Annotated in this window: 20 protein-coding genes and 1 riboswitch; of the genes, 12 read left to right on the plus strand and 8 right to left on the minus strand. The window is 66.3% G+C overall.

What is annotated here, in order from left to right:
* Nucleotides 1–2: 2 nt before the first annotated feature.
* The 3 genes from GD628_RS08245 to hrpB all read left to right on the plus strand — a co-directional run bounded on the left by GD628_RS08245 (nucleotide 3) and on the right by hrpB (nucleotide 4,446).
* Nucleotides 3–1,031 carry a methionine ABC transporter ATP-binding protein gene (locus tag GD628_RS08245; protein ID WP_152274394.1) on the plus strand — a complete coding sequence of 343 codons (1,029 nt, stop codon included), beginning with the start codon at nucleotides 3–5 and terminating at the stop codon, nucleotides 1,029–1,031.
* Nucleotide 1,032: 1 nt separating this feature from the next.
* The gene (locus tag GD628_RS08250; protein ID WP_091605201.1) at nucleotides 1,033–1,692 is read left to right on the plus strand and encodes a methionine ABC transporter permease; all 660 of its coding nucleotides are present in this window, start codon (nucleotides 1,033–1,035) and stop codon (nucleotides 1,690–1,692) included.
* 75 nt (nucleotides 1,693–1,767) lie between these two features.
* The gene (hrpB, locus tag GD628_RS08255; protein WP_193313226.1) at nucleotides 1,768–4,446 is read left to right on the plus strand and encodes an ATP-dependent helicase HrpB; all 2,679 of its coding nucleotides are present in this window, start codon (nucleotides 1,768–1,770) and stop codon (nucleotides 4,444–4,446) included.
* 115 nt (nucleotides 4,447–4,561) lie between these two features.
* On the opposite strand, the gene GD628_RS08260 is transcribed toward hrpB, so the two are convergent.
* The 3 genes from GD628_RS08260 to GD628_RS08270 form a co-directional block, all read right to left on the minus strand.
* A complete protein-coding gene (locus GD628_RS08260; protein ID WP_176697587.1) occupies nucleotides 4,562–5,074 on the minus strand; it encodes a CarD family transcriptional regulator in 513 nt (170 codons plus the stop codon).
* Nucleotides 5,075–5,416: 342 nt separating this feature from the next.
* Complete coding sequence (locus GD628_RS08265) at nucleotides 5,417–6,352, minus strand: C40 family peptidase (protein WP_152274397.1); 936 nt, start codon at nucleotides 6,350–6,352, stop codon at nucleotides 5,417–5,419.
* Nucleotides 6,353–6,355: 3 nt separating this feature from the next.
* Nucleotides 6,356–6,521, minus strand: a riboswitch (cyclic di-AMP (ydaO/yuaA leader).
* A 507-nt stretch (nucleotides 6,522–7,028) separates the two neighbouring features.
* Nucleotides 7,029–7,448 (minus strand): hypothetical protein, encoded by a 420-nt coding sequence (locus GD628_RS08270; protein ID WP_091605189.1) that lies wholly within the window; start codon nucleotides 7,446–7,448, stop codon nucleotides 7,029–7,031.
* A gap of 274 nt (nucleotides 7,449–7,722) precedes the next feature.
* On the opposite strand from GD628_RS08270, the gene GD628_RS08275 reads away from it, so the two are divergent.
* The 5 genes from GD628_RS08275 (at nucleotide 7,723) to GD628_RS08295 (ending at nucleotide 13,511) form a co-directional block, all read left to right on the plus strand.
* Nucleotides 7,723–8,070, plus strand: coding sequence for a hypothetical protein (locus GD628_RS08275; protein ID WP_091605187.1), 348 nt, complete (start codon nucleotides 7,723–7,725; stop codon nucleotides 8,068–8,070).
* 137 nt (nucleotides 8,071–8,207) lie between these two features.
* The gene (locus GD628_RS08280; RefSeq protein ID WP_226802433.1) at nucleotides 8,208–9,305 is read left to right on the plus strand and encodes a DNA alkylation repair protein; all 1,098 of its coding nucleotides are present in this window, start codon (nucleotides 8,208–8,210) and stop codon (nucleotides 9,303–9,305) included.
* A 175-nt stretch (nucleotides 9,306–9,480) separates the two neighbouring features.
* Nucleotides 9,481–10,779 carry a TrkH family potassium uptake protein gene (locus GD628_RS08285; protein ID WP_226802434.1) on the plus strand — a complete coding sequence of 433 codons (1,299 nt, stop codon included), beginning with the start codon at nucleotides 9,481–9,483 and terminating at the stop codon, nucleotides 10,777–10,779.
* Entirely contained in the window at nucleotides 10,772–11,467 is a 696-nt protein-coding gene (locus tag GD628_RS08290; protein WP_226802435.1) for a potassium channel family protein, read from the plus strand. The genes GD628_RS08285 and GD628_RS08290 overlap by 8 nt, the downstream gene beginning before the upstream one ends.
* Before the next feature lie 163 nt (nucleotides 11,468–11,630).
* Nucleotides 11,631–13,511 carry a glycerophosphodiester phosphodiesterase family protein gene (locus GD628_RS08295; protein ID WP_193313227.1) on the plus strand — a complete coding sequence of 627 codons (1,881 nt, stop codon included), beginning with the start codon at nucleotides 11,631–11,633 and terminating at the stop codon, nucleotides 13,509–13,511.
* A 12-nt stretch (nucleotides 13,512–13,523) separates the two neighbouring features.
* Here the strand turns inward: GD628_RS08295 and GD628_RS08300 are convergent, their stop codons facing one another.
* From GD628_RS08300 to GD628_RS08315, 4 genes are all read right to left on the minus strand, one after another.
* The gene (locus tag GD628_RS08300; protein WP_091605178.1) at nucleotides 13,524–13,781 is read right to left on the minus strand and encodes a metal-sensitive transcriptional regulator; all 258 of its coding nucleotides are present in this window, start codon (nucleotides 13,779–13,781) and stop codon (nucleotides 13,524–13,526) included.
* A gap of 407 nt (nucleotides 13,782–14,188) precedes the next feature.
* A complete protein-coding gene (locus GD628_RS08305; RefSeq protein WP_091605175.1) occupies nucleotides 14,189–14,842 on the minus strand; it encodes a hypothetical protein in 654 nt (217 codons plus the stop codon).
* A 120-nt stretch (nucleotides 14,843–14,962) separates the two neighbouring features.
* On the minus strand, nucleotides 14,963–17,257 hold the full coding sequence (locus GD628_RS16665; protein WP_226802436.1) for an alkaline phosphatase: 2,295 nt from the start codon (nucleotides 17,255–17,257) through the stop codon (nucleotides 14,963–14,965).
* Between the two features lie 136 nt (nucleotides 17,258–17,393).
* Nucleotides 17,394–18,014 (minus strand): L-threonylcarbamoyladenylate synthase, encoded by a 621-nt coding sequence (locus GD628_RS08315; RefSeq protein WP_152274400.1) that lies wholly within the window; start codon nucleotides 18,012–18,014, stop codon nucleotides 17,394–17,396.
* 175 nt (nucleotides 18,015–18,189) lie between these two features.
* Between GD628_RS08315 and GD628_RS08320 the strand changes: the two genes are divergently transcribed.
* Complete coding sequence (locus tag GD628_RS08320) at nucleotides 18,190–18,633, plus strand: hypothetical protein (RefSeq protein WP_141653668.1); 444 nt, start codon at nucleotides 18,190–18,192, stop codon at nucleotides 18,631–18,633.
* Here the strand turns inward: GD628_RS08320 and GD628_RS08325 are convergent.
* Nucleotides 18,630–19,046 (minus strand): VOC family protein, encoded by a 417-nt coding sequence (locus tag GD628_RS08325; protein ID WP_091605167.1) that lies wholly within the window; start codon nucleotides 19,044–19,046, stop codon nucleotides 18,630–18,632. The genes GD628_RS08320 and GD628_RS08325 overlap by 4 nt on opposite strands.
* Nucleotides 19,047–19,200: 154 nt before the next feature.
* On the opposite strand from GD628_RS08325, the gene GD628_RS08330 reads away from it, so the two are divergent.
* From GD628_RS08330 to GD628_RS08340, 3 genes are all read left to right on the plus strand, one after another.
* The gene (locus GD628_RS08330; protein ID WP_226802437.1) at nucleotides 19,201–20,451 is read left to right on the plus strand and encodes an MFS transporter; all 1,251 of its coding nucleotides are present in this window, start codon (nucleotides 19,201–19,203) and stop codon (nucleotides 20,449–20,451) included.
* Between the two features lie 57 nt (nucleotides 20,452–20,508).
* Complete coding sequence (ligD, locus tag GD628_RS08335; RefSeq protein ID WP_152274401.1) at nucleotides 20,509–21,540, plus strand: non-homologous end-joining DNA ligase; 1,032 nt, start codon at nucleotides 20,509–20,511, stop codon at nucleotides 21,538–21,540.
* 93 nt (nucleotides 21,541–21,633) lie between these two features.
* Nucleotides 21,634–22,257 carry a malonic semialdehyde reductase gene (locus tag GD628_RS08340; protein WP_091605160.1) on the plus strand — a complete coding sequence of 208 codons (624 nt, stop codon included), beginning with the start codon at nucleotides 21,634–21,636 and terminating at the stop codon, nucleotides 22,255–22,257.
* The last annotated feature ends 55 nt before the right edge of the window (nucleotides 22,258–22,312 follow it).

Genomic DNA, 22,312 nt, shown 5'->3' on the forward strand with positions numbered 1-22,312 from the left:
CCATGGCCCTCATAACACTGCGCAGCGTCACTAAGACCTATCCGGCTGCCCGGAAGGGCAACCTGGCAGTCAACGCCCTGGAAGACATCAGCCTGGAGATTGAACCGGGGGAGATCTTTGGAATCATCGGGTACTCCGGGGCGGGCAAGAGCACCCTCGTCAGGCTCATCAACGGGTTGGAAACCTGCACGTCCGGAGACATCACGGTGGACGGCCGCAGTGTCTCCGGTGTGCCGGAGAGGAAGCTGAAGACACTCCGCCAGGACATCGGCATGATCTTCCAGCAGTTCAACCTCTTCAGTTCCAAGACCGTGCGGAACAACATCGCGTATCCGCTGCGGGTCGCCGGGCGGAGCAGGGCCCAAATCGCCGAACGCACCAATGAGCTCCTTGAATTCACCGGGCTCGCGGACAAGGCCGACAGCTACCCTGAACAGCTTTCTGGGGGGCAGAAGCAGCGCGTCGGGATTGCACGTGCCCTGGCCGCCTCGCCGAAGATCCTGCTGGCGGACGAGGCCACATCTGCGCTCGACCCGGAAACGACACACGAAGTCCTCGCGCTGCTGCGCAGGGTAAACCAGGAACTGGGCATCACCATCGTGGTTATCACGCATGAAATGGAAGTGATCCGGGACCTCGCCACCCGGGTTGCTGTCATGGATCGCGGAAGGATCGTGGAACAGGGCGAGGTCTTCGACGTGTTTTCAAATCCCCGGCAGGATTCATCGCGCAGGTTCGTCTCCACGGTTGTGCGCGGCGTGCCGTCCGCAGCGGAACTCCAGGCACTGCGCTCACGGCACGAGGGCCGGCTGGTCACGCTGTCGTTTCGGGACGGTTCCGCTTCACAGGCGGCGGTATTCCTGGAACTTGCGGCTGCCGGGGTGGACTTCGAGCTGGTCTACGGCGGAATCAACGACGTCGCCGGCCGGGCATTCGGCCACCTGACCCTCGCCCTCAAGGGCGGGGATTCCGCAATCGACACTGCCCTGGCTGCCGCCGGGCACGGACTCAAAGTTACGGAGCTGGGCTGACATGGAGGACCTGATACCGCTCACTCCGCAGCTATGGACCGCCGTCGGGGAAACCCTCTGGATCGTGGGCCTCAGCCTGCTCTTCGGCGGGATAGGCGGGCTCCTCATCGGACTGGGCCTGTACACAACCAGGTCCGGGGCCCTGCTGGCCAACCGGGCCGTCTTCGGGGTGCTGAACGTGCTGGTGAACATCTTCCGTCCAATCCCGTTCATCATTTTCCTCGCGGCGGCCCAGCCGCTGGCACGTTCGGTGACCGGCAGCGGAATTGGCAACAACGCCATTATTTTCACCTTGTCCCTGGCCGCCGCGTTCGGTATCAGCCGGATCGTGGAACAGAACCTCCTTACTGTGCAGCCCGGGGTCATTGAGGCGGCAAGATCGGTAGGCGCCGGACGGCGGCGCATCATCGCCACCATCCTGATTCCGGAGGCACTTGGACCACTGATCCTGGGGTACACGTACATCTTCGTTGCGCTCGTAGACATGTCCGCGGTGGCGGGGTACGTGGGCGGCGGCGGCCTGGGTAACTTTGCCATCCAATACGGGTACCGGCAATTCAATCCGGTGGTGACCTGGGCGGCCGTGGCAGTAATCATCGTCCTGGTGCAGCTGGTCCAGTTCCTGGGTAACCAGACTGCACGGAAGGTGCTGCGCCGCTGAGCACCGGCTCTCCACAGCAGCGCGGACCTGTCCACGCCTGTGCGCCCGGACGGCGCTCCGGGGGAGAATGGTCCGGTGAGTACTCCCAAACCCGGCCTGGAACTGCCCGGCGGACCCTTCGACCTCCCGGTCCTGGGCCGCGGGCTGGTTTTTGCGGCCTCGCTGCCGGCAGCGGCGGAGGCCCTGGGGCCCGCAGCGGATCCTGCGGACCAGCACGGACCGGCGCGCCCGGGAGGTGCCGCCGTCGTGCAGGCACCACCCGGCACCGGCAAGACAACCCTGGTGCCGCCCCTGGTTGCCAACCTGGTGGCGGGCGGCCAGACGGGCAACCGTGGTGGCGGCGGGTTACCGCGCGTCATCGTGACCCAGCCCCGCCGGGTGGCAGCGCGCGCAGCCGCTCGCCGGCTGGCGGAGCTGGACGGCAGCGGGGTCGGGGAGCGTGTGGGATACACGGTCCGCGGCGAAAACCGGACCGGAGCGCAAACGCTGGTGGAGTTTGTGACCCCGGGGATCCTGCTGCGCCGGCTGTTGGCTGATCCGGGCCTGGAAGGGGCCGGCGCCGTCGTGTTGGATGAAGTCCATGAACGCGGCCTTGAAACCGACCTGCTCATAGGCCTGCTCGCGGAGGTGCGCCAATTGCGGCCGGACCTGGTGCTTTGCGCTATGTCCGCCACTCTGGACACGGAACACTTCGCGGGGCTGGTGGGAACCTCCGAAGTGCCTGCCCCGGTAATCGACTGCCCCTCGGCGCTCTATCCGCTCCACGTCCAATGGCAACCGCCCGCCGCGGCACGCCTGGACGAACGCGGAGTCACGCCGGCCTTCCTTGATGCCTTGGCGGGGCTCGCCGTCCGGGAGCATGCACGCGCCCTGGCCGGGACCCCGGACGTTGATGCCCTGGTGTTTGTTCCCGGTGCGCGGGAGGTGTCCCATGTTGCGCGGATCCTGCGGCAGGAGGCCGGCCCGGGCACGGAAGTCCTCGAACTGCATGGCCAGGCTCCGGCTGCTGAGCAGGACCGTGCGGTGTCCGGGCGGTCCGCCGGGGACAGGCCGCGCATTATCGTGTCCACCTCCCTCGCTGAGTCTTCCCTCACTGTTCCGGGGGTCCGCCTGGTGGTTGACTCCGGGCTGGCGCGCGAACCGCGGCGGGACGCGGCGCGGGGGATGAGCGGACTCGTCACCGTAAGTGCGTCCCGAGCATCGGCGCGCCAAAGGGCCGGGCGCGCTGCCCGGCAGGGACCGGGAACGGTAGTTCGGGCCTATTCGGAAGCCGCCTACGCAGCGGCGCCGGCGCATCCCACACCCGAGGCCGCGGCAGCGGACCTTACCGCTGCCGCATTGATCCTTGCCTGCTGGGGAACACCGGGCGGCCGTGGCCTCGCGCTGCCGCAGCCGCTCCCCCCGGCCGCCCTCGAAGATGCCGAGGCCGTGCTGAAGGGAATCGGCGCCGTCGATGCGGACGGCAAGGCTACGGACACGGGACACCGGCTGGTCCGCATCCCCGCCGATCCCCGCCTGGCACGCGCGCTGCTGGACGGTTCACAGATCCTTGGCGCGCGCAGCGCGGCGGAGATCACTGCCATGCTCGCGGGAGACAGCCGGCCGTCCGGCGGTGACCTGGTGCGGCGTCTCGCTGCACTCCGCTCCGGCAGGGACCCGGGTTCGCATGCATTCGACCGTGAGGCCCGGCGCCTGCAGCGTCTCGTTGAACCGGCCGCGAAAGCTGCTTCGGGCACAGGCACGGAGAGATCCCCGGCCGCCTGTGACGCCGTAGGGACGATGGTGGCGCTGGCTTTCCCGGACCGGGTGGCCCGGCGTGTTTCCGGTGCCGCCGGCGAGCAGTACCTGCTGGCATCGGGCACCCGGGCCGGACTGCCCGCTGACAGCCCGCTCCGCGGTCATGACTGGCTGGCGGTGGCTGAGGTTTCCCGGGCCGCAGGCCGCGCAGCGTCAGGCACGGGCGCAGTGATCCGCGCCGCTGCACCGCTTCGGCCGGAAGCAGCAGAAGCAGCTGCCTCCCAGCTGCTCACGCAGGACGTTACTGCAGTCTTCGACTCCGGCAAGGTGACCGCGCGCCGGGTTCGGCGGCTCGGCTCGATTGAGCTTTCCTCCACGCCGGTCCGGCCGGCCGCCGCGGAGGGACGGGCTGCGGTGGCGCGGGCCCTGGCCGGCCAGGGCCTCGACGCCATCGGCTGGTCGGCTTCGGCCGACGCCCTGCGCCGCCGGCTGGCGCTGCTGCACCGTGTGCTGGGTCCACCCTGGCCCGACGTTTCGGAGCCAGCCCTCCTTGCCGGCCTGGAGGACTGGCTGGGGCCGGAGCTGGAAGCACTTGCAGGCGGCGCGCGGTCAGCGGGCATCGATCTCCTCGATCCGCTGCGCCGCCTGCTGCCCTGGCCAGAGGCCGCCAGGATGGCAGAACTGGTGCCGGAGAGGATCCTGGTTCCCAGCGGAACGCAGGAACGGATCAGTTATCCGGAGGTGGACGACGACGGGCCTCCCGTGCTGGCGGTGAAACTCCAGAAGTGCTTTGGCTGGGCTGAATCCCCGCTCCTGGCCGGCGGCCGGATCCGCCTGCAGTTCCATCTGCTTTCACCCACGGGGCGTCCGCTGGCTGTGACCGATGACCTGGCATCTTTCTGGTCCGGTCCCTATGCACAGGTGCGCGCAGAAATGCGCGGGCGCTATCCGCGCCATCCTTGGCCGGAGGACCCGTGGACCGCCCCGGCTACCGCAAGGACCAAAACACGCACGTGATGCGTCGCAGGCGGACAGCACCACAACGAGGCTGGGACCGGGCACGAAAAAGCCCGGCAACACGGTTTCGCGTTGCCGGGCCTGTGCACGCCGCAATCGTGCGCGGGAACGGGGATCAGGTGACGGGCTCAGCAAGGGACGTTGAGGAGGCCTGCCAGACGCCGTCGAGCACCGCGGCGGCCTCATCCTCCGTGACGCCCAGGGACAGCGAAATCTCAGTGAGCAGGGGACGCCGGGCATGGCGCAGCATGTCCCGCTCGGCGTGGGAAAGTCCCTTTTCCAGTGAACGGAGGGTGAGGTTGCGGACCACCCGGGCAACATCCGTGATGCTGCCGCTGGCCAGCAGTTCAGTGTTCTCCTTGAAACGTCTGGACCACTGTGTTTCTTCGGCATCAGCGCCTGCCTTGAGGACTTCCATCAGCTTTTGAAGCTGCGCTCCGTTAAGCACCGGGCGCAGTCCAACCTCGGCAGCCTTCGCCAGCGGGACCCAGACCTCGAGCCTGTTCGCCTGGACTTCCAGGACCAGGTACTCCATGTCTTCGCCGCGGACTTTGCGGGTGGCAACCCGGCGGATAGCTGCGGGACCGTGGTGGGGGTGGACTACGGTTTGACCTACGTTAAACGTCAATGTGTTTACCTCTGGCTGCGTCGAATCCTGACCCGGTATCCGCCTTTGCGAGCCAGATGGACCGGCTCGCTGAGGGGAACACCGTCCCACTACAGGCCCCGTAGGCGCAGTGGCGGGAGCGCGGAGGCGGTACCAGCACATGGGTGAAGGTTCTGCCGGCCGCGAGTCTGGCATGTTCCATTATTTCACGTTCGGGGCTTGTGCACCCTGCCTGGAGCAGAGCGGGCTGCCCCGGGTTGCCGGATCTGCCAGGGACGCCCGCGGCATTAAAGCAGGGCGCCCCCTTCGGGATCCGAAAGGGGCGCCCTGGGTGCTGCCGGCAAGAACCGGCGGCTACGCAGATTATGCGCGGTAGTAGACCGGGCCGGAGCCGAGGTTCGCGGTTGCGATAACGGTCTGGTTACCGTTCATTCCGCTGTGGATGGCCTGGCCGTCGCCGATGTAGATGGCGATGTGGGGGACACCGGCTCCGCCGTTGGCGTAGTAGATCATGTCGCCGGGCTGCGGATTGGACACCGGGGTGCCGTAGGCAGCGAGCTGCGCGGGGGACAGGTCGCCCACCGAGTGGCCTGCAGCGCGCAGTGCCTGCTCCACCAGGACGGTGCAGTCCTGCATGGCGCCGAGCTGGGAGTAGGCGGAGCTGACCATGATGGCGCCGGCGCCGGAAGCTGCCGCGGCGGGTGCCGGGGTCACAGCCTGCGTGGTGACGTTGCTCTCATAACCGGTAAAGGTGCCGGGATCGGTGTACGAAGCAGCGGGGGCTGCGGCCTCGGCCGGAGCCGCATAGGTCTCAGCCGGAACGTAGGTCTCCACCGGTGCTGCGGCCACGGCCGGAGCTGCCGGAGCTGCGGCGGCCTCACCGGAAACAGAGATGACGTCACCGGGGTAGATGATGGACGCCAGCGACAGCCCGTTCAGCGCCAGGACGCTGTCCAGGGTGACGCCGTAGGAGGCCGAGATTTCGCTCAGCGTGTCACCGGACACTACGGTGTGGGTTACGGCCGCCGCCGGAGCCGGAGTTTCAGCTGCCGGGGCAACTGCGGGCTGGGGGGCTGCGGGCTGGGCGGCCGGAGCGAAGGTGCTGGCTGCCGGTGCCGGGGTTTCGTTGATGACTGCGCTGGCCTGTGCCGGTGCTGCCATGCCGAACATGAGGCCTGAGCCTGCTACGACGGCTGCTGCGGTTCCGGTTACAGTGCGTGCCTTGACGGGTGCTGCCTTTGCGATGCTGGTCCAGATGCTGGACTCTGCGCAGTGACGTCCGCGATTCTTAGAAGACAAGGTATTACCTCTCCCTATACCTGCGAGGTGAGCTGTCGGGTTCGGATGGGAGTCACCCGGCCGCCGGTCTCATCCGGTCGGCTTAACCCCAAGGATTCAAAGGACCCAAAAAATTGGTTCCCCCGCCCCTGCCGTCGTATTGCAAAAGGGACCCCGGCCAAGCGGCAGAGCTAGGTAACAAGCCCGGGGCGCCGCATCAGGACTGCGGCATGCCAAGGACACTAACAGCAATTTCTTTTTGATTGCAATTCGGTAACGACGGCGTGTTGCCATTGTGTGCAGTGAGTCACGCGTGTTAGGTGAGTACCTTGCTGTCTAGTCTTATCACAGCAGTCCCGCGCGCCACATGCCAGCCGGGTCCGATATGGGCCCCCGGGCGGTCGCTGACGGCGCTTTGCCGCGGGGTCGGCAGTACGGCATGGCCGGTCCGGGTGCGGGGCAAAAGCCCCGGATTCAAGGGGAACGGCACCTCGCCGGAGAGTGGGGCGCAGTGAAGGAATTCCCCATTTCCGCCGCCTGAATGGTCTCCAGCGGGCCGGCAGGTACGGTCCCGCCGGCCTGCAGGCGGGGATGGTTGCAGATCACGGTTATGCCGCACTCAACCCTCAGGCGTAGTGGTGATTCACACAGTATTAGCCCGGATTGACCGGCGCTGCGACGGAGACCCTGCGCTGCCTTACGCGCGGGGAACGGAGCGCCGGACCGCACTCCAGATGACCCACATGCCGCCAGCAGTAGTAAGGGCGGCAGCGGTAGGCAGCAGCCAGGTGACCGGCGTTCCTCCGGAGGCTGACACGGCTGCGTACAGCAGCCAGCACGCCGCCAGGGCCCCACCAGCAGCGCCTGCACAGAACCGCGGGGATTTACCCGCTGAAGCTCCCACGTATGCGGCTGCGCTGGCGGGGCAGGCGAACGATCCACCCAGGGCCGCGCCGCCCACGATAGTCCAGAGGACATAGCTGGAGAGGTCTCCAGGCTCGACGAGGGAGGCGGTAGTGAGCTGGAAGTTGACCATGGCGAGCGCCACGCCGGCCAGCGCGCCCAGCGGGATGAGGAGAAAGACGGGTCTACGGGTCCGTGCGGGCGTGCTGCTCATGCTTCCAACTCTATCCGCGGCGGCTGGACCCGGCGGAAATGAGAGGTGAATGACATCCCGCTTTTTATGAATGACTCAGAATAACTGCTAGAGTCTTATCAACGCCTGACGCCTACCGCCAGGCCTTCCCGTCCACAGCCGGTCACCCGCGAATGGACCGAGGACCCGTGCAGCCCGGCCAGACGGGCTGCTCCCACTTTTGACGCAACGCCGCCCAGGAGCCGGTGCACTTTGTGCTGCCCGGCTGCCCGGCCTCCGACCCATGAGGAGAACAATGTTCGAGACAACCACTTCCGCCCCCGCCCGCACCATCCAGCACCGGGCCGCAGTGCGGCAGCAGGGCCAGAGCCGCATTGCACGGACCGTTCCGGCCGGGCGCCACGCTGCGCTGGGCGGCAATTACGTTGCAGCCTTCGGCCGGCCCGGGTCAGTTCCCGCACACCGGCATGCTCCCCTGTCCGGCGCAGCCTCCGGCCACTGCTACACCGCACGGTTCGACGGCGCGGAACACCGAACCCCTGCAGCAGCTGTAGACAGCTACACTGCAGTTTTTGGATCCGCCTCCGATGCGCCCGCCCCTGCTGAGCGTGCCCGCGGCAGCTACACGGACGCCAACCTCTAAGTCGGCGTCCCCGGGCGCAGCGGCCGGAGCATGCCCGGCAGCGCTAGGATGGGAAACCGCCGCGGGAACCAGCGGCGGTTCGCTGACCCGGATTGCCGGGTTCCTACGGCTGATTGCGGGGGACTGCCTTGGGCGCCATGGATGATTTGCTGGGCCCTGCCGAAGTAGCCGCCCTGCGGCGCAGCCTCGCCGCTGCCGCCCCGGCACCGGGGCTCGACCGGCTGCATGGAGTGGTGCCGGAGCTCAACGCGCTTTCGCTCCGCGGCAGGACGGATGTCCTTGCCACGGCACTCACTGAGTCCTATCCCTCCTACGCCGAAGCGGCCGCAGCGTACCGCGCAGCGCTGAAGGATGCGTCCTTCAAGGGGTGGATCATATGGCCGGTTTCTGAATCCTCCGTGACGCTGGCACTGGCTGGAGAGGATCCCGGAGACTTTGACGACGCGCTTGACCTGCTGGCGGAGCTGACGCCGCGCCTGACGAGTGAGTTCGCCATCCGCAGGCTCCTGGCCGCTGATATGGACCGCACCCTCGCCCGGGCCCGTACCTGGACACGGGATCCGGATCCACACGTGCGCCGCCTCGCCAGCGAGGGAACCCGAGCGTACCTGCCGTGGGCTATCCGCGTTCCCGGGCTGCTTGAGAACCCGGAGGCCACACTGCCTCTCCTGGATGCTCTCCGGGATGACCCCAGCGAGGACGTGCGCCGGTCCGTGGCGAACCACCTCAACGACATTGCCCGCCATGCCCCTGAGGTCACTGTCCGCACGTGTGCCCGTTGGCTGGATTCACCGTCGCGCTACACGGACCGCCTGGTCCGGCACAGTCTCCGGACCCTGGTCAAAAAAGCCCACCCGGGTGCGCTCTCCCTGCTGGGATTCGAACCCGCCGAGATCCGGGTGGACGGCCTCTGCACCTCCACCCCGGCCATCACGCTCCCGGGCAAGCTCCGCTTCGGCTTCACCCTGACGAATACCGGAAGTACGGCTGCGAAGCTGGCAGTGGACTACGTGGTGCACTACGTAAAGGCCCGTGGCGGAAGTGCCCCCGCCGCCTTCAAGCTGGCGGTGCTTAACCTGGAGCCGGGGGAATCCCGCGCCCTCTCCGCTTCGCATGCACTGCATCAGATGACCACCCGCCGACACTACGCGGGAACGCACCGGCTGGAGATCCAGGTTAACGGGATCCGCAACGGGTCGCTGGCTTTCGAGGTGGACCTGGCGGATCCGGTGTGAATCCTTCTGCGGGCACGGTGCCGGAGAGCCGCCTGCCGCAGCCGGTATTCATGACCACGGTGTCCGTGGCGCAGCGCCGAACGGTGACCGCAGCACACCGGCGGCGTACTGTCGAACTGTGCCTGGGCCTGCCGGGCCGGGCGGCCGCCGGCGGGTCCCGCGCCCATCACAAGTGGTGTTCCTTGGTTTCGTAGCCGCAGCCCTCTGCGGAACGGGACTGCTCATGCTCCCTGCCTCGGGTGCGGTTCCCGGCAGTGCCTCCTTCACGGATGCACTTTTCACCGCGGTGTCCGCCCTGTGCGTCACCGGACTGTCCGTAGTTGAAACCCACTTGTACTGGTCCACGTTTGGACATGTGGTGATCCTGGTCCTGATCCAGGTGGGCGGACTGGGTGTCATGACGTTCGCGTCCATAGTGGGCCTTGCCGTCATCGGACGGTTCAGTTTCCGGTCACGGCTGCAGGCCGTGGCGGAAAACCGCAGCCAGGACCTGGACAGCACACCCAGGGTGATTGGCGGCGTCGTTCTCATCTCCCTGGTAACCGAAGCAGTGATAGCCCTGCTGCTGGCCCTTCGGTTCTGGCTCGGCTACGGCAAGGACCCCGGCGAAGCCGTCTGGCTGGGGGTATTCCATGCCGTCTCCGCGTTCAACAATGCCGGGTTCTCGCTGTTTCCCCGGAACCTGGAGGGCTTCGCCGCTGACCCGCTGGTGTGCCTTCCGGTGGCCGCCGGCGTCATTATCGGGGGACTGGGCTTTCCGGTGCTCGTCCAGCTGCGCCGTGCCTGGCGTAAGCCGCTGCGCTGGACTATCAATACCCGTCTGGTGCTGTGGGGAACACTGATCCTGCTGCCGGCCGGAACGGTGTTCCTTGCCCTGTGCGAATGGAACAACCCACAGACCCTCGGGGCCCTCTCCGGTCCGGAGCGGCTTCTCGCCGCGTTCTTTATGTCCGTCCAGACCCGGACAGCAGGCTTCAGCTCAGTCGAGGTTGGGCAGATGGAGCCGCTCTCCTGGCTGGGAATGGATGTGCTGATGTTCATTGGTGCCGCACCGGCAGGAACCGGGGGCGGCATCAAGGTAACAACGTTCGCTGTGCTGGTGTACGCAGTCGCCGCCGAGGTGCGGGGCAATGAGCAGGTGACTGCCCTTGGCAAGGCACTGCCCGCGTACGCCGCCCGGCAGGCGCTGGTGGTGGTGCTTGTTGCTGCCGGAGTCATCGCCGTCTCGACCGGGGCACTGATGGCCATGTCCAGTTATCCGATGGACCGGCTGCTGTTCGAGACAGTCTCCGCCTTCGGGACAGTGGGGCTCTCTGTGGGCGTCTCGACTGCACTTCCCGTAGCAGGGGAGCTGATCCTGGTGGTACTTATGTTCACAGGAAGGCTCGGACCGCTTCTGCTCGCCTCCGCGCTCGTCCTGCGGGAACGCAGGTTCAGGTACAGACTCCCCGAAGAAAGGCCGATCATTGGCTAAGCTCAACCTGTTCAACGGCCGGGAGGCGGAGCGGATCAGTGAGTCCGACGCCGTAGCGGTGATTGGTCTTGGGCGGTTTGGGCAGGCCCTGGCCCTGGAGCTCATGGCCAACGGCGTCGACGTCCTGGGCGTGGACGGGGACCAGCAGGTGGTGCAGGGCCTGGACGGGCGGCTTACCTACGTAGTCATGGCCGATGCCACGCGGGAAGATGTGCTGCGGCAGCTGTCCATCCCGGAGTTCAACCGGGTTGTGGTGGCCATCGGCCAGGACATCGGGGCCAGCATTCTCACGGTATCCCTGCTGCTGCGTTTTGGAGTGCCCCAGATCTGGGCGGAGGCGGTCACCGAAGCCCACGGGACGGTCCTCGAGCAGCTGGGTGTGCACCACGTTGTCTTTCCGGAAAAGGACATGGGGCGCCGCGTGGCCCACCTGGTCCAGGGCAGCCTGCTTGACTACATTCCGCTGGGCGGGAACTTCGCCGTGATCGAAACCGCCCCCCGGGAGTTCCTGGCCGGCTCCACCATCTACCAGGCGCAGGTCCGCCGGCGCTTCGGCGTCGTCATTGTTGCGGTCCGCAAGGCCGACGGCGAGTGGCGGTTTGCCGAGCCCGACCTCCTGATCGAAGAGGGCGACGAACTCCTCGTCGCGGGGCCCGCGCGAAAGGCGGAGCGCTTTAGCCGGCGCTAACACGGCGAAGGCACGCGCCCGGACGCTGCCGCCCGGTTGTTCGGTATGTGTCGCCATCATGACGCAGCGGAAAAGAGGGTGCTTATATACTCGTTGCCAAGTTGGATGCTGTCCAAAATTAGCTGGATTCCAACGTAAGGATGTTCGCCTGCAAGGAGCCGCCATGACCTCGACCGCCCGGCCAACCGCACCTGACGGCCTGGCATTCCGGCGGCTCGTCCCCGGCCTGCTCCGGGCCGGCTGGGATGTGCTGCAACGGGGTGGATGGCGCCTGCTCGTCGTCTACGCCCTCAGCCAGGTCATCCCGCTTGCCCTCGTCTCTCCGCTGATCCATTGGATGTTCACCCAGGCACTTGCTTCCGCGGGGGCCCATGCGGTGACATCAGAGGCAATTACCGGAATGCTCGCCAGCGGAATTTCAGTCACCTGGCTGGCGGGACTGTGCGTGGTAGCGCTGCTGGCCGTTTCCCTGCAGCTCAGCGTCCTGGTGGTGGCGGTGGACCAGGTGCGCCGCGGTGCCGGCCTTCGTCCCCGGATACTGGGAGCCCAGCTACTGTCCCTCATGCGCCGCCTCACCCGGCCCGGATTCCTGCCCCTCGGCATGTACCTGTTCCTGGTGGTTCCGATGACTCAGGCGGGCGTCTTCTCGGTCCTGACGCATTCGATTGCCATTCCGAACTTTGTCAGCGGTGAGCTGCTCAAGTCGATGCAGGGGACACTGGTCTACGCATCCTTCCTGCTCGTGGCGGGCACTGCCGCGCTGCGGTATTCCCTCGCGGTGCCGCTGTTCGCCGTGTACGGCGTGCCCGGCGGAAAAGCGATGCGTCTGAGCCGGCGCGCGACGGCGCGGACCTTCCCCGCCCTGCTTGCAGCCGGCGGCACGGCGGCGGCGGCTGCCCTGCTGGCTGGTGCCGCCCTGGTGGTGCTGACAATCCTGCCCACCCTTGCCGCGGACCTGGTCTATCCCCGGGCGGCGGCCGGAGTGGCAGCCCTTGCCCTGGGTGCCGCCCAGATTACCGGTGTGGCGATCGCGGGCAGCTTGGTGCTCTTCGTCGCCGGAATGCTCCTGGAGCTCGTGGACCGCAGCATGCCCCTGCTGGGCCTGGATGGGCAGCCAGGGGAGCGGATAGCTGAGCCTGTGGCCGCATTCGCGCCGCCCGTCACGCGTAGCCGCCGAAAGGTAACCGCTGCCCTGGCGGCGGGCGCCGCCGTCGTGCCCGCGCTGATCCTTGGGCTCATCAACATCCCGGTCACGGAGGGTCTTCGTGATGTTCCCCGGACCCTGGTGCTGGGGCACCGGGGGTTCAGCGGCGGAGGGGTAGAGAATACGATCTCCGGGCTGCGCGCCGCGGCAGCCGCAGGCACCGACCTGGTGGAGATGGACGTCATGCAGACTGCCGACGGCGGGTTTGTGGCCATGCATGATGCCTCCCTCGCGCGGCTGGCGGCCCGCAGTGAAGCTGTGGCGGACATGACCCTTTCCGAGCTGACGTCCATCACCGTGCGGGACCAGTTTGGCCATGCCGACTCGATTCCCTCGCTCCGGGACTATGTCCTCGCCGCCCGCGAGGCAGGCCAGCCGCTGCTGATTGAGCTGAAGCTCCACGGCGGGGAAACCGGGGACTACGTCGAGCGGCTGGTCACCGAGCTGGAGTCGCTGAATGCCTTGGAGCAGAACATCTACCACTCGCTGAGCCTGGAGAAGGCCGAAGAGCTGAAGCGCCTGCGGCCGGGGCTCTATGTGGGGCTGACCCTCGCCGTGGCCGGCGTCGCGTCACCGGAAACGACCGCCGACTTTATTGTGGTGGAGGAAGCCTCCTACACCCCGGCGGTCCGTGAGTCAGCCTGGGCTGACGGGAAGGAGGTCTATGTGTGGACCGTGAACGGTGCCGATGCCGTCCGCAGCATGCTCCGGGACAACGTCGACGGCATCATCACCGACCATCCGGATATGGCACTGGCGGACCGGAGCTCGATGGGGCCGGGAGAACCCATGAGTTCAAAGCTTTACGACGCCGTCATGCGCTTCGTGGTGATCTTCTAGCCGCCGCTGTCCCTAGGCGAGGGACATAAAGAGCTTCTCCATTTCCTTGCGGTCCAGGGCGGGGTCATCGCTCGTCAGGCACTGCTCAAGGCCTGAAGCGATAATGGCGAAACCGGCCCGGTCCACTGCCTTGGACACTGCCGAGAGCTGCGTAACTATGTCCTTGCAGTCCCGGCCCTCTTCGAGCATGCGCGTTACCGCCGCCAGCTGTCCCTGGGCACGCTTGAGGCGGTTGATGATCGGCGTGGTGTCTTCGCTGTCCAGCTGCATGGTTTCTCCTGTGCGGGGTGTGCCGGTGTGGGCACGACTGCTCCCATGGTATACCCCGGTGGGTAATTTGCATACCCTGGGGGGTATGCTGGATAGTGGGTGCTGCCGCCGGGCACCGGCTCGGCGGGCAAAGTCACGCTAGGAGAGAATCATGTGCCGTGCCGTAAAGTGCCGCAGCTGCGGTAAGTCCACCTGGGCAGGCTGCGGGAACCACGTCCAGGAGGTCATGCGGAACATTCCGAAGCCGGACCGCTGTACCTGTGACCGGAATGCACCGGCCCCGAAGGCTGAGAACGCGGGCTGGCTGGCAAGGATTTTTGGCCGCTAACCGGGCGCGGCACTGGAGGGTGCAGCTCAGTCCCTGCGGTCCTGCACCCTCCGGAGAGCCGTTCGCGAGCGTCCGCGGGCTAGAGCACTACGCCGTCCGGCAGGTCCGGTGCGTCAAACTTCTGCCGTTCACACTCGGCCTTCAGCTGCGGATACGTCTGGGCAATCAGGTCCAGGATCCGGTTGCGGACAACCAGGTACGCTTCGCCGACCCCCACAACCCCCTTGAACTCCTCCAGCTCCGCTTCATAGGAAGTTTGTTTGTGCCTCAGGTAGTTCACGGTCATCCGGTCCCGCCGCGCCTGCGATGTACGGGGTCCGGCAGGGGACTGGCTTCGCCGTAGCCGGGAGTTGTAGTGGTCCAGTGCCCGCTGCTGGACCTCCTCCCACGGTTCGCGGAGGATACGGAGTTCGAGCGCCTGCGCCGCGGCAACAGCTTCCTTCTTCTTCGCCAGCGAGCGCTCCCTGGCAGCAAGCTGGCGCTTCCTCGAAGCCTCGCGGGCCTTCCGAAAGTCCTCCGTCGATTCAACGGCTTCCACCCGTTCCCTGGCATAGAGCTTCATGGGGGCGGCTTTGCGCGAGAATGGATTACGGGCCGTCCGGTCCGGCTCCGCCAGGAAGGACTTGATCTGGGTCTCCGTCCACCCGCGGTCCTTCTTCAGGTCCGCCGCGATCAGGAAATCTTCGCTGTTGGCAGGTTTTGGACGCGGCGGATGGTGCTTCCCTCGGGACATTCAGGACTTCTTCGATGGTGCGGACGGGGCGGCTCCCAGTCTAGTGGCCGTCCCGGGCACGACGGCGGCGCCGCCCGAAAGATCCGGAGGGCGCCGCCGTCGTTCTGCACCGCAGCACTGTTACCCGCCGTACGTCCGGGGGAGGGGAATGCCGCGCTGCTCCATAACGAGCCTCAACCGGGTGGGATAGTCGGTGATGATGCCGTCCACACCGAGGTCTATGAGGTAGTTCATCACGGCAGGCTCGTTGACCGTCCACGGCACAATCTTCAGCCCGGACTCCCTGGCTTCGGCGACCATCCGCTGCGTTACCGAAGTATAGAGCGGCGAGACGACGTCGTAGCCCTGCGCCGCGGCAGCCTTCACCGCTGACCCGTCGTAGTCGTCAATGTCGATACCGCCCAGGATCGGCGCGGCACCCGGCCGGCCGATCTCGAGCGTCTCCGGAGCAGCCACCAGGGCAACCCGGACCAGGCGCGGGTCCAGTCGGCCCGCCAGGTTCAGCGCCGACCAGTCGAAGGACTGGATGGTCACACGCTCAGCCATCCCGGACTTGCGTATCTCACGGACTACCGCCCGGGTCAGTGCCTCCATTCCGGGCCCGCCCGCCCGGCCGTCCTCGACCTTGGTTTCGATGTTGAAGCCAACCCCGCGCGCCTTCAGCTCGCGGGCGAGGGCAAACACGTCCTTGAGCTCGGCGATCCTGTTCCCTTCCGCAACCTGCTGCTCCGGGAACCCGGGCAGCTGGGCGAAACCGCAGTCGAGGGTCTTAAGCTGCGCCAACGTCAGCTCGGAAACCCTGTCTCCCACGTACGGAAAGTCCGGATCACCGGTGGAAGCCGGTTCGGTGTCACGGCATTTCGCAGCCAGGATGACGTCGTCATGCCATACCACCACGGCGCCGTCCTCACTGAGGTGGGTGTCCAGCTCTAGTGTGCTGACGCCCAGCCGGAGCGAATGCCGGAAGGCAGCCAGCGACTCCTCCGTATACTCACCCCGGCCGCCGCGGTGGGACTGCAGGTCCAGCGCGGAGCTGGCCGTCCCGGACCGCATCTGCTCAACCATGACCTCGAAAATGCGGGTGTCCTCGTAGAAGCCCCCGAGCTTTTCCGACCCCGGTCCCATTGCCGTCAGCGGAACATCCAGCGCAGTGTGGCCTTCGGTGGTCCAGTCGACGGAGAACACCTGGTCCGAGTTCGCTACCGGCAGCGGTCCGTCTTCGGCTGATATTCCGTCGCCGGACTCGTCCCCGGTGTCATTGAACGCTTCGATGGTCATGCCGCCGGTCTGGTGGTCCCCGACGACAATAAGCAGGGTGTTCCCGTCAGCTTCCGCGAAGTCCCTGGCCACCGCGACGGACTGCTCGAAGGCGATCCCGGATTTGATGGTCAGTTCGGCGTCGTTGACGTGGGACATCGAATCGATTCCCTCGTCTTCCACCAGCAGGAAGAACCCGCCGCCGGTCCCTGCGTTGCCGCCGCCCTGACCCGGACCGCCGCCGTGGCGCGCCTGGGCTGCAGGAGCGGAGAGCAGTTCCAGCGCCTTCTGGGTCATGGTGGTCAGCGGGACCGCTGGTTCATAGATTTCCTCGACGTCGTCGCCGTACTGGAACATCTCCTCGTTGGCGAAGAGTCCAAGCACCTTCGGCCCCTGCGCCTGCAGAAGGCCTGCCTCGTCCCAGACATACTCGTAGCCGTCCGCCCGGGCCTGCTCCACGAGGTTGACCGGACCGGTGCTCTCCTCGGAAGGATCTTCGGGCGGATTGTCCGGATGCATGCCGGGGTTCCCCGTGGGATACCAGTGGTCCTCGCCTCCGCCCAGGATGAGGTCCGGCCGGCCGGATTCAAGGAACTGCCGGGCTATCTCGCTTTGCTCGCCGCGGTCCGCCACGTGCGATCCGAATGCTGCCGGGGTGGCATCCGTCACCTGGGCCGTCGTGACCAGGCCCGTCGACTTGCCCAGGGCGGCAGCGATCTCCAGTGCGGTGGGCACGGGCACCCCATTGAGGTCGACGCCGATTGCCCCGTTATACGTTTTCACTCCGGTGGACATGGTGGTAGCGGCAGCCGCCGAATCGGTGACGAACGTTTCCGGGTCTGCGGAGTTGGTGTGGACCAGTCCCAGTTCGGGAAGGGAGTCCATGACCAGTTCCCCGGTCAGCCCCACGTGGGAGAGCCGGATGGCGTTGCGCTGGGCGGTGCCCATGCCGTCCCCGACCATGAGGATGATGTTCCTGGCCCCCTGGGGCTTGTCCGGCCGGGGCTTTTTCGGCCCGTGGTCCTTCTTGTTGCCGGCCTGCTCCAGGCCCGGGGGCGACTCCGGCGGATTCGGCGCCGTGCCGGCCCCGGACGAACAGCCGGAAAGAATGAGGCTGCCCACTACCGCCGTCGCCAGTGCCAGTTTTCCCTTGTTCATTTGTGGTTTCCCGTCTCAGAGTGCGCGAGTGATGACGCATGCCCCCTCATCAAGTGCGCTCACCCTTCCGGCGCAACGGCGGCACTGTCAACCGCACCGGGGAAAACCGGGCACCCGAGGACCGTTACGGGGGGACCTATTCGAAGCGGGATGGATCTCCCGTGCCGTGCCGGACTACTTCTGCGGCACCGCTTGAGTAGTCGATGACGGTTGTCGGGTCCGGGCCGCAGAACCCCGAATCCACCACGGCGTCCAGCTGGTGCCCCAGGGTTTCCTGGATTTCCCATCCTTCCGTCAGGGCCTCTTCCTGGCCCGGCAGCAGCAGCGTGCTGGAAAGAATGGGTTCGCCAAGGTCCTCCAGGAGCGCCTGAACAACTTTGCTGTCGGGGATCCGCACGCCTACGGTCTTCTTCTTTGGATGCAGGAGGCGGCGCGGAACCTCCTTCGTGGCCGGCAGGATGAAGGTGTAGCTGCCCGGGGTCACGGCCTTGATGGCACGGAATACATCATTGTTGACCTGGACAAACTGGCCCAGCTGGGCGAAGTCGCGGCACATCAGGGTGAAGTGGTGCTTCGAATCAAGCTCACGGATGCTGCGGATCCGGTCAAGGGCTTCGCGGTTGCCGAGCTGCGCGCCGAGGGCGTAGCAGGAGTCCGTGGGATAGGCGATCAGCCCTCCGTCCCGCAGGACGGCGGTAACCTGTGCGATGGTCCGCGGCTGGGGATTATCGGGATGGACGTCAAAGTATCTGGCCATGTGCTGAGCTTACGCGCACCGCCCGTCCTGGTGGGGTGAACATGCTGTGGCGCCGGGCTGCTCCCGCAAACTGCCCGGAGTCCGTTACCGTGGGCAGGCAAAGGCAAGCCGGCCGCCCAGGGCGGCTGACGAGTCAGATCCGAGGGAGGGCCCCATGGCGGAGCGGACCCGTGGCATGAGAAAAAAGCGCACCGAGCCCCGGCCTCTCGCCCGCGCAGAGAAGGTGCTTATCGGCCTGCAGCTCACCACCGGAACTGCCGCGGTTTTATCCGGTGCGGTGCTGGCGGCCCGCCCTGACGGCTCGTTCCTTCATGCCGGTCCGCGTGTCCTGGAGCGTACTCCCTTCCGGGACTGGCGCGTTCCCGGCCTCCTCCTGGCTGCCGGGTGCGGCGGCGGCTACCTCGCTGCAGGATCCCTGCAGCTGCTGCGGCATCCTGCGGCACCGCTGGTCTCCGCGGCTGCCGGCGCCGCACTCGTAGGGCTGGAGGCCTGGGAAACCGCCGTTATTGAATTCCAGCCCCTCGAAGTGTTCTACGCGGCAGTCGGCGGAGCGGTAACGGCGCTGGCGATCCGCTCTGCCGGGGCGGGCGCGCGCACCCGCCGGTCCAGCGGGGCCTAGGAGCTGCCGTCTTCGATGCTGACCATCCAGCTTGTGCCGAACCTGTCCGTCAGCATGCCGAAGACATCGCCCCACGGTGCGCGCTCCAGCGGCAGGGTCATCTGTCCTCCGTCGAGCAGCTTGTCCCAGTAGCCGCGCAGTTCCTCGCCGTCGTCGCCGCTGAGCGAGATCGAATAGCTGCTGCCTTCATCCAGGTTCATGCTGTTCGGGGTATCCGAGGCCATTAAGATGAACCCCTTCTTCGTGGTCAGCGCCGAATGCATGATCTTCCCGGCTTCCGAAGGGTCCTCGCTGGCATTCATGTCCCCGAAGGTGGAGCTCTCGAGTGTGCCGCCGAAAACCCCCTGGTAGAAGGCCATTGCCTCGGCTGCATTGTCCCGGAAACTCAGGTAGGGATTCATGTGGATGGGCATGGCAGGTCCTCTCTGAACTGTTTGGGGCCGGCATCAGCCGGTGGACAAAAGTATGCGCTTGGCCACACCGGCGGGGAAGGGGCTGCCCGCCGGCGTAGCGTTGGATGGTTAGGTTAGGCAACCTCACGGAAGAACCAGGACCACGGAGCGCACAGTGCCGCAAGAGGACGACAGGAAGATGCAGGGCGTGAAGCGCTCCGCGACCGGCGACGGCGGTCAGGCGGGGACGCGGCGGCTTTGGACGCGCGCCTTTAGCCTGGCCATTGCGGTCAACTTCTTCATGTCACTGGTCTTCTACCTGCTCATGACCTCCATGGCGCTTTACGCCGTTGAACGGTTTGGAGCGTCGGACACGGCGGCCGGGCTTACGGCGGGTTCATTTGTTCTGGGGGCCCTCGCCGCCAGGATCTTCGCCGGCAAGTTCCTGGACTTCGTGGGCCGGCGGCGGATGCTGCTGGTTGGCCTGCTGCTGTACACCGTGGCAGCCCTGTTCTACATCCCGGCCGGCAGCCTCGGCGTCCTGATCACCATCCGGATCCTGCACGGCGCCGCGTTCGGCCTGGCCAGCACCGCCATTTCAGCCTCCGTGATGAGCCTGATTCCCGTGGGGCGCCGGGGTGAGGGGACAGGGTACTTCGGTATCTCCGCCACTCTGGCCACCGCCGTCGGGCCCTTTCTGGCGGTGCTCCTGGTGGACCGTGCCGGCTACAGCGTTCTTTACCTGGTCACGGCGGTCAGTGCTGCCTCTGCCCTGCTGGTGGCACTGGCACTCAAGCTCCCCGAACGGACGCTCTCCGCAGCCGAAACAGCAGCCAAATGGCGGATGCGGCCGTCAGACTTCTTTGAACCGCGCGCAGCGGCCGTTGCATCCGTCATGCTCGTGGCAGGAGTGGCCTACTCCGGAGTCCTGACCTTCCTGAACTCCTACGCCCAGGAGAAGGACATGGTTGCCGCGGCTTCGGCCTTCTTCCTGATCTATGCGGGGATCGTCCTGATATCCCGCTTCGTGGTGGGCCGGCTGCAGGATTCGAAGGGAGACAACGCCGTCGTCTATCCAATCCTGGCGTCATTCGCCGTTGGCCTTGGCTTGCTGGCCTGGGCGCCGAACACCGCTGTCCTGGCCCTGGCCGGTGCCTTCGTGGGGATGGGCTTCGGAGCCCTCATGCCAACCGCCCAGGCGATTGCCGTCACGGTGGCCCCCGACCACCGGATCGGGATTGCCACCTCGACGTTCTTCCTGCTCCTGGATGCCGGAATTGGCCTGGGCCCTTTCCTGCTGGGCCTGCTGATCCCGCTGACGGGATTCTCCGGCATGTACGCCGTCCTGGCCGCCGTTGTTGCGGCGGCGATGGTCTTGTACCACTTTGTCCACGGCCGGCGGGCACGCAGGCGCGCCGCCGCCTGAGGCCGGGACGCCAAGCCACTGCTGGCACGCTGGCCGGGAGCCGGGTAACCTGCCTCCATGGCGGCCAAAGCAACCTCCCTGTCAGTGCCCGGACCACAGGGCGTCCGTGACGTCCGCATCTCCAGCCCCGACCGTGTGCTCTGGCCGGAATCCGGTTTCACGAAACTGGACCTGGCAAACTACATCGTTGCCGTAGGCGAGGCCTTTATTGCCGCCAACGGAAACCGGCCGCTGTCCCTGCAGCGGTTCCCGGGCGGAATCGACGGCGAACAGTTCTTTTCCAAGAATCCGCCCAAGGGTGCTCCGGACTACGTGCGGGATGTCATGGTGGTCTATCCCAGTGCCCGTTCCCATCCCCAGCTTGTTATCGACGAGCCGGCGGCGGCGGTCTGGGCCGTGCAGATGAATACGGTGGTGTTCCATCCCTGGCCATCCCTCGCATCGGACCCGGACAATCCGGACCAGTTGCGCATTGACCTGGATCCGCAGCCGGGAACCGGCTTCGACGACGCAGTGCCCGCGGCGACAGCGCTCCGCGAAGTGCTGGCGGAAGCCGGACTCGAGGCTTTTGTGAAGACGTCGGGAAACCGCGGGCTGCACGTCTTCGCCCCCATTGAACCGGTGCGGGAATTCCAGGACGTGAGGCATGCGGTAATCGCCGCCGCCCGTGAACTTGAACGCCGGATGCCCGCCAAGGTAACGACGTCGTGGTGGAAGGAAGAGCGCGGCGAGAGAGTCTTCGTTGACTTCAACCAGGCAAACCGCGACCGCACGATGGCGGGGGCCTACAGCCCGCGGGCGCTGCCGCACGCCCCCGTGTCCACTCCCATTACCTGGGATGAGCTGGAGACGGTTGATCCCCGTGACTTCACCGTGGAAACCGTGCCGCAGCGGCTGGCGGAGACCGGCGATCCCTGGGCCGCGTTCGGAAGGTCCCAGGGCAGCATCGACACGCTTCTTCAGTGGTGGCAGCGGGATCTGGACAACGGGCTGGGAGAGCTGCCCTTCCCTCCGGATTACCCGAAGATGCCCGGAGAACCGCCCCGCGTCCAGCCGAGCCGGCGGAAGATGGACCTGCCGGAGACATAGGTGCGATCAGGGTCACCAACCCTGTGGGGAAGCGAAACAGGCATAACGCTGTTAACAAGTCCTGGTAAGTTCGCCAACCAGAAAGTGTCTTTCATGAGCAACAGCACCACCCAGGCAAGCCAGGATCAGTTCGTCGTGGACAGCGAGGCGCTGGACACCCTTTTCCTGGAAGCACGCACCGCCAACACGTTCAGCTCCGAACCGGTGACCGAGGAGCAGATGCGGGCCATCTACGAACTGACCAAGATGGGCCCCACGTCGATGAACATCCAGCCGATGCGCATCACCTGGGTCAACTCGCCTGAAGCCCGGGAACGGCTGGTCAAGCACATGGCTGAGGGGAACCAGGGCAAGACCGCCTCCGCCCCCGCCGTAGCAGTGCTCAGCTTCGACACTGAATGGCACGAAGGCTTCCCGACCTTCTTCCCGCACGCTGCAGACCGCAAGGCGATGTTCGACGGCAATGATGAGCTGCGAAGCGTCATGGGCAACAACAACGCCCACATGCAGGCTGCCTACTTCATTATGGCTGTCCGTTCCGTGGGCCTTGCCGCCGGTCCAATGGGTGCGTTCGACGCCGCTGCCATCGATGCCGAGTTCCATGCCGGCACGAACCGGCGCACCTTCATGGTGGTCAACGTCGGCAAGCCGGGGGAGAACCCCTGGTTCGACCGCCTGCCGCGCTACGACTACGACGAAGTAACCACTACGCTTTAGTTCGTTCTTGCGCGAGGAACACGGAAAGGGCCGGCCCCGTGCCGGTCCTTTCTGC

The sequence above is a fragment of the Arthrobacter koreensis genome (genome assembly GCF_009193255.1).
Taxonomy (GTDB): Bacteria; Actinomycetota; Actinomycetes; order Actinomycetales; family Micrococcaceae; genus Arthrobacter_B; species Arthrobacter_B koreensis.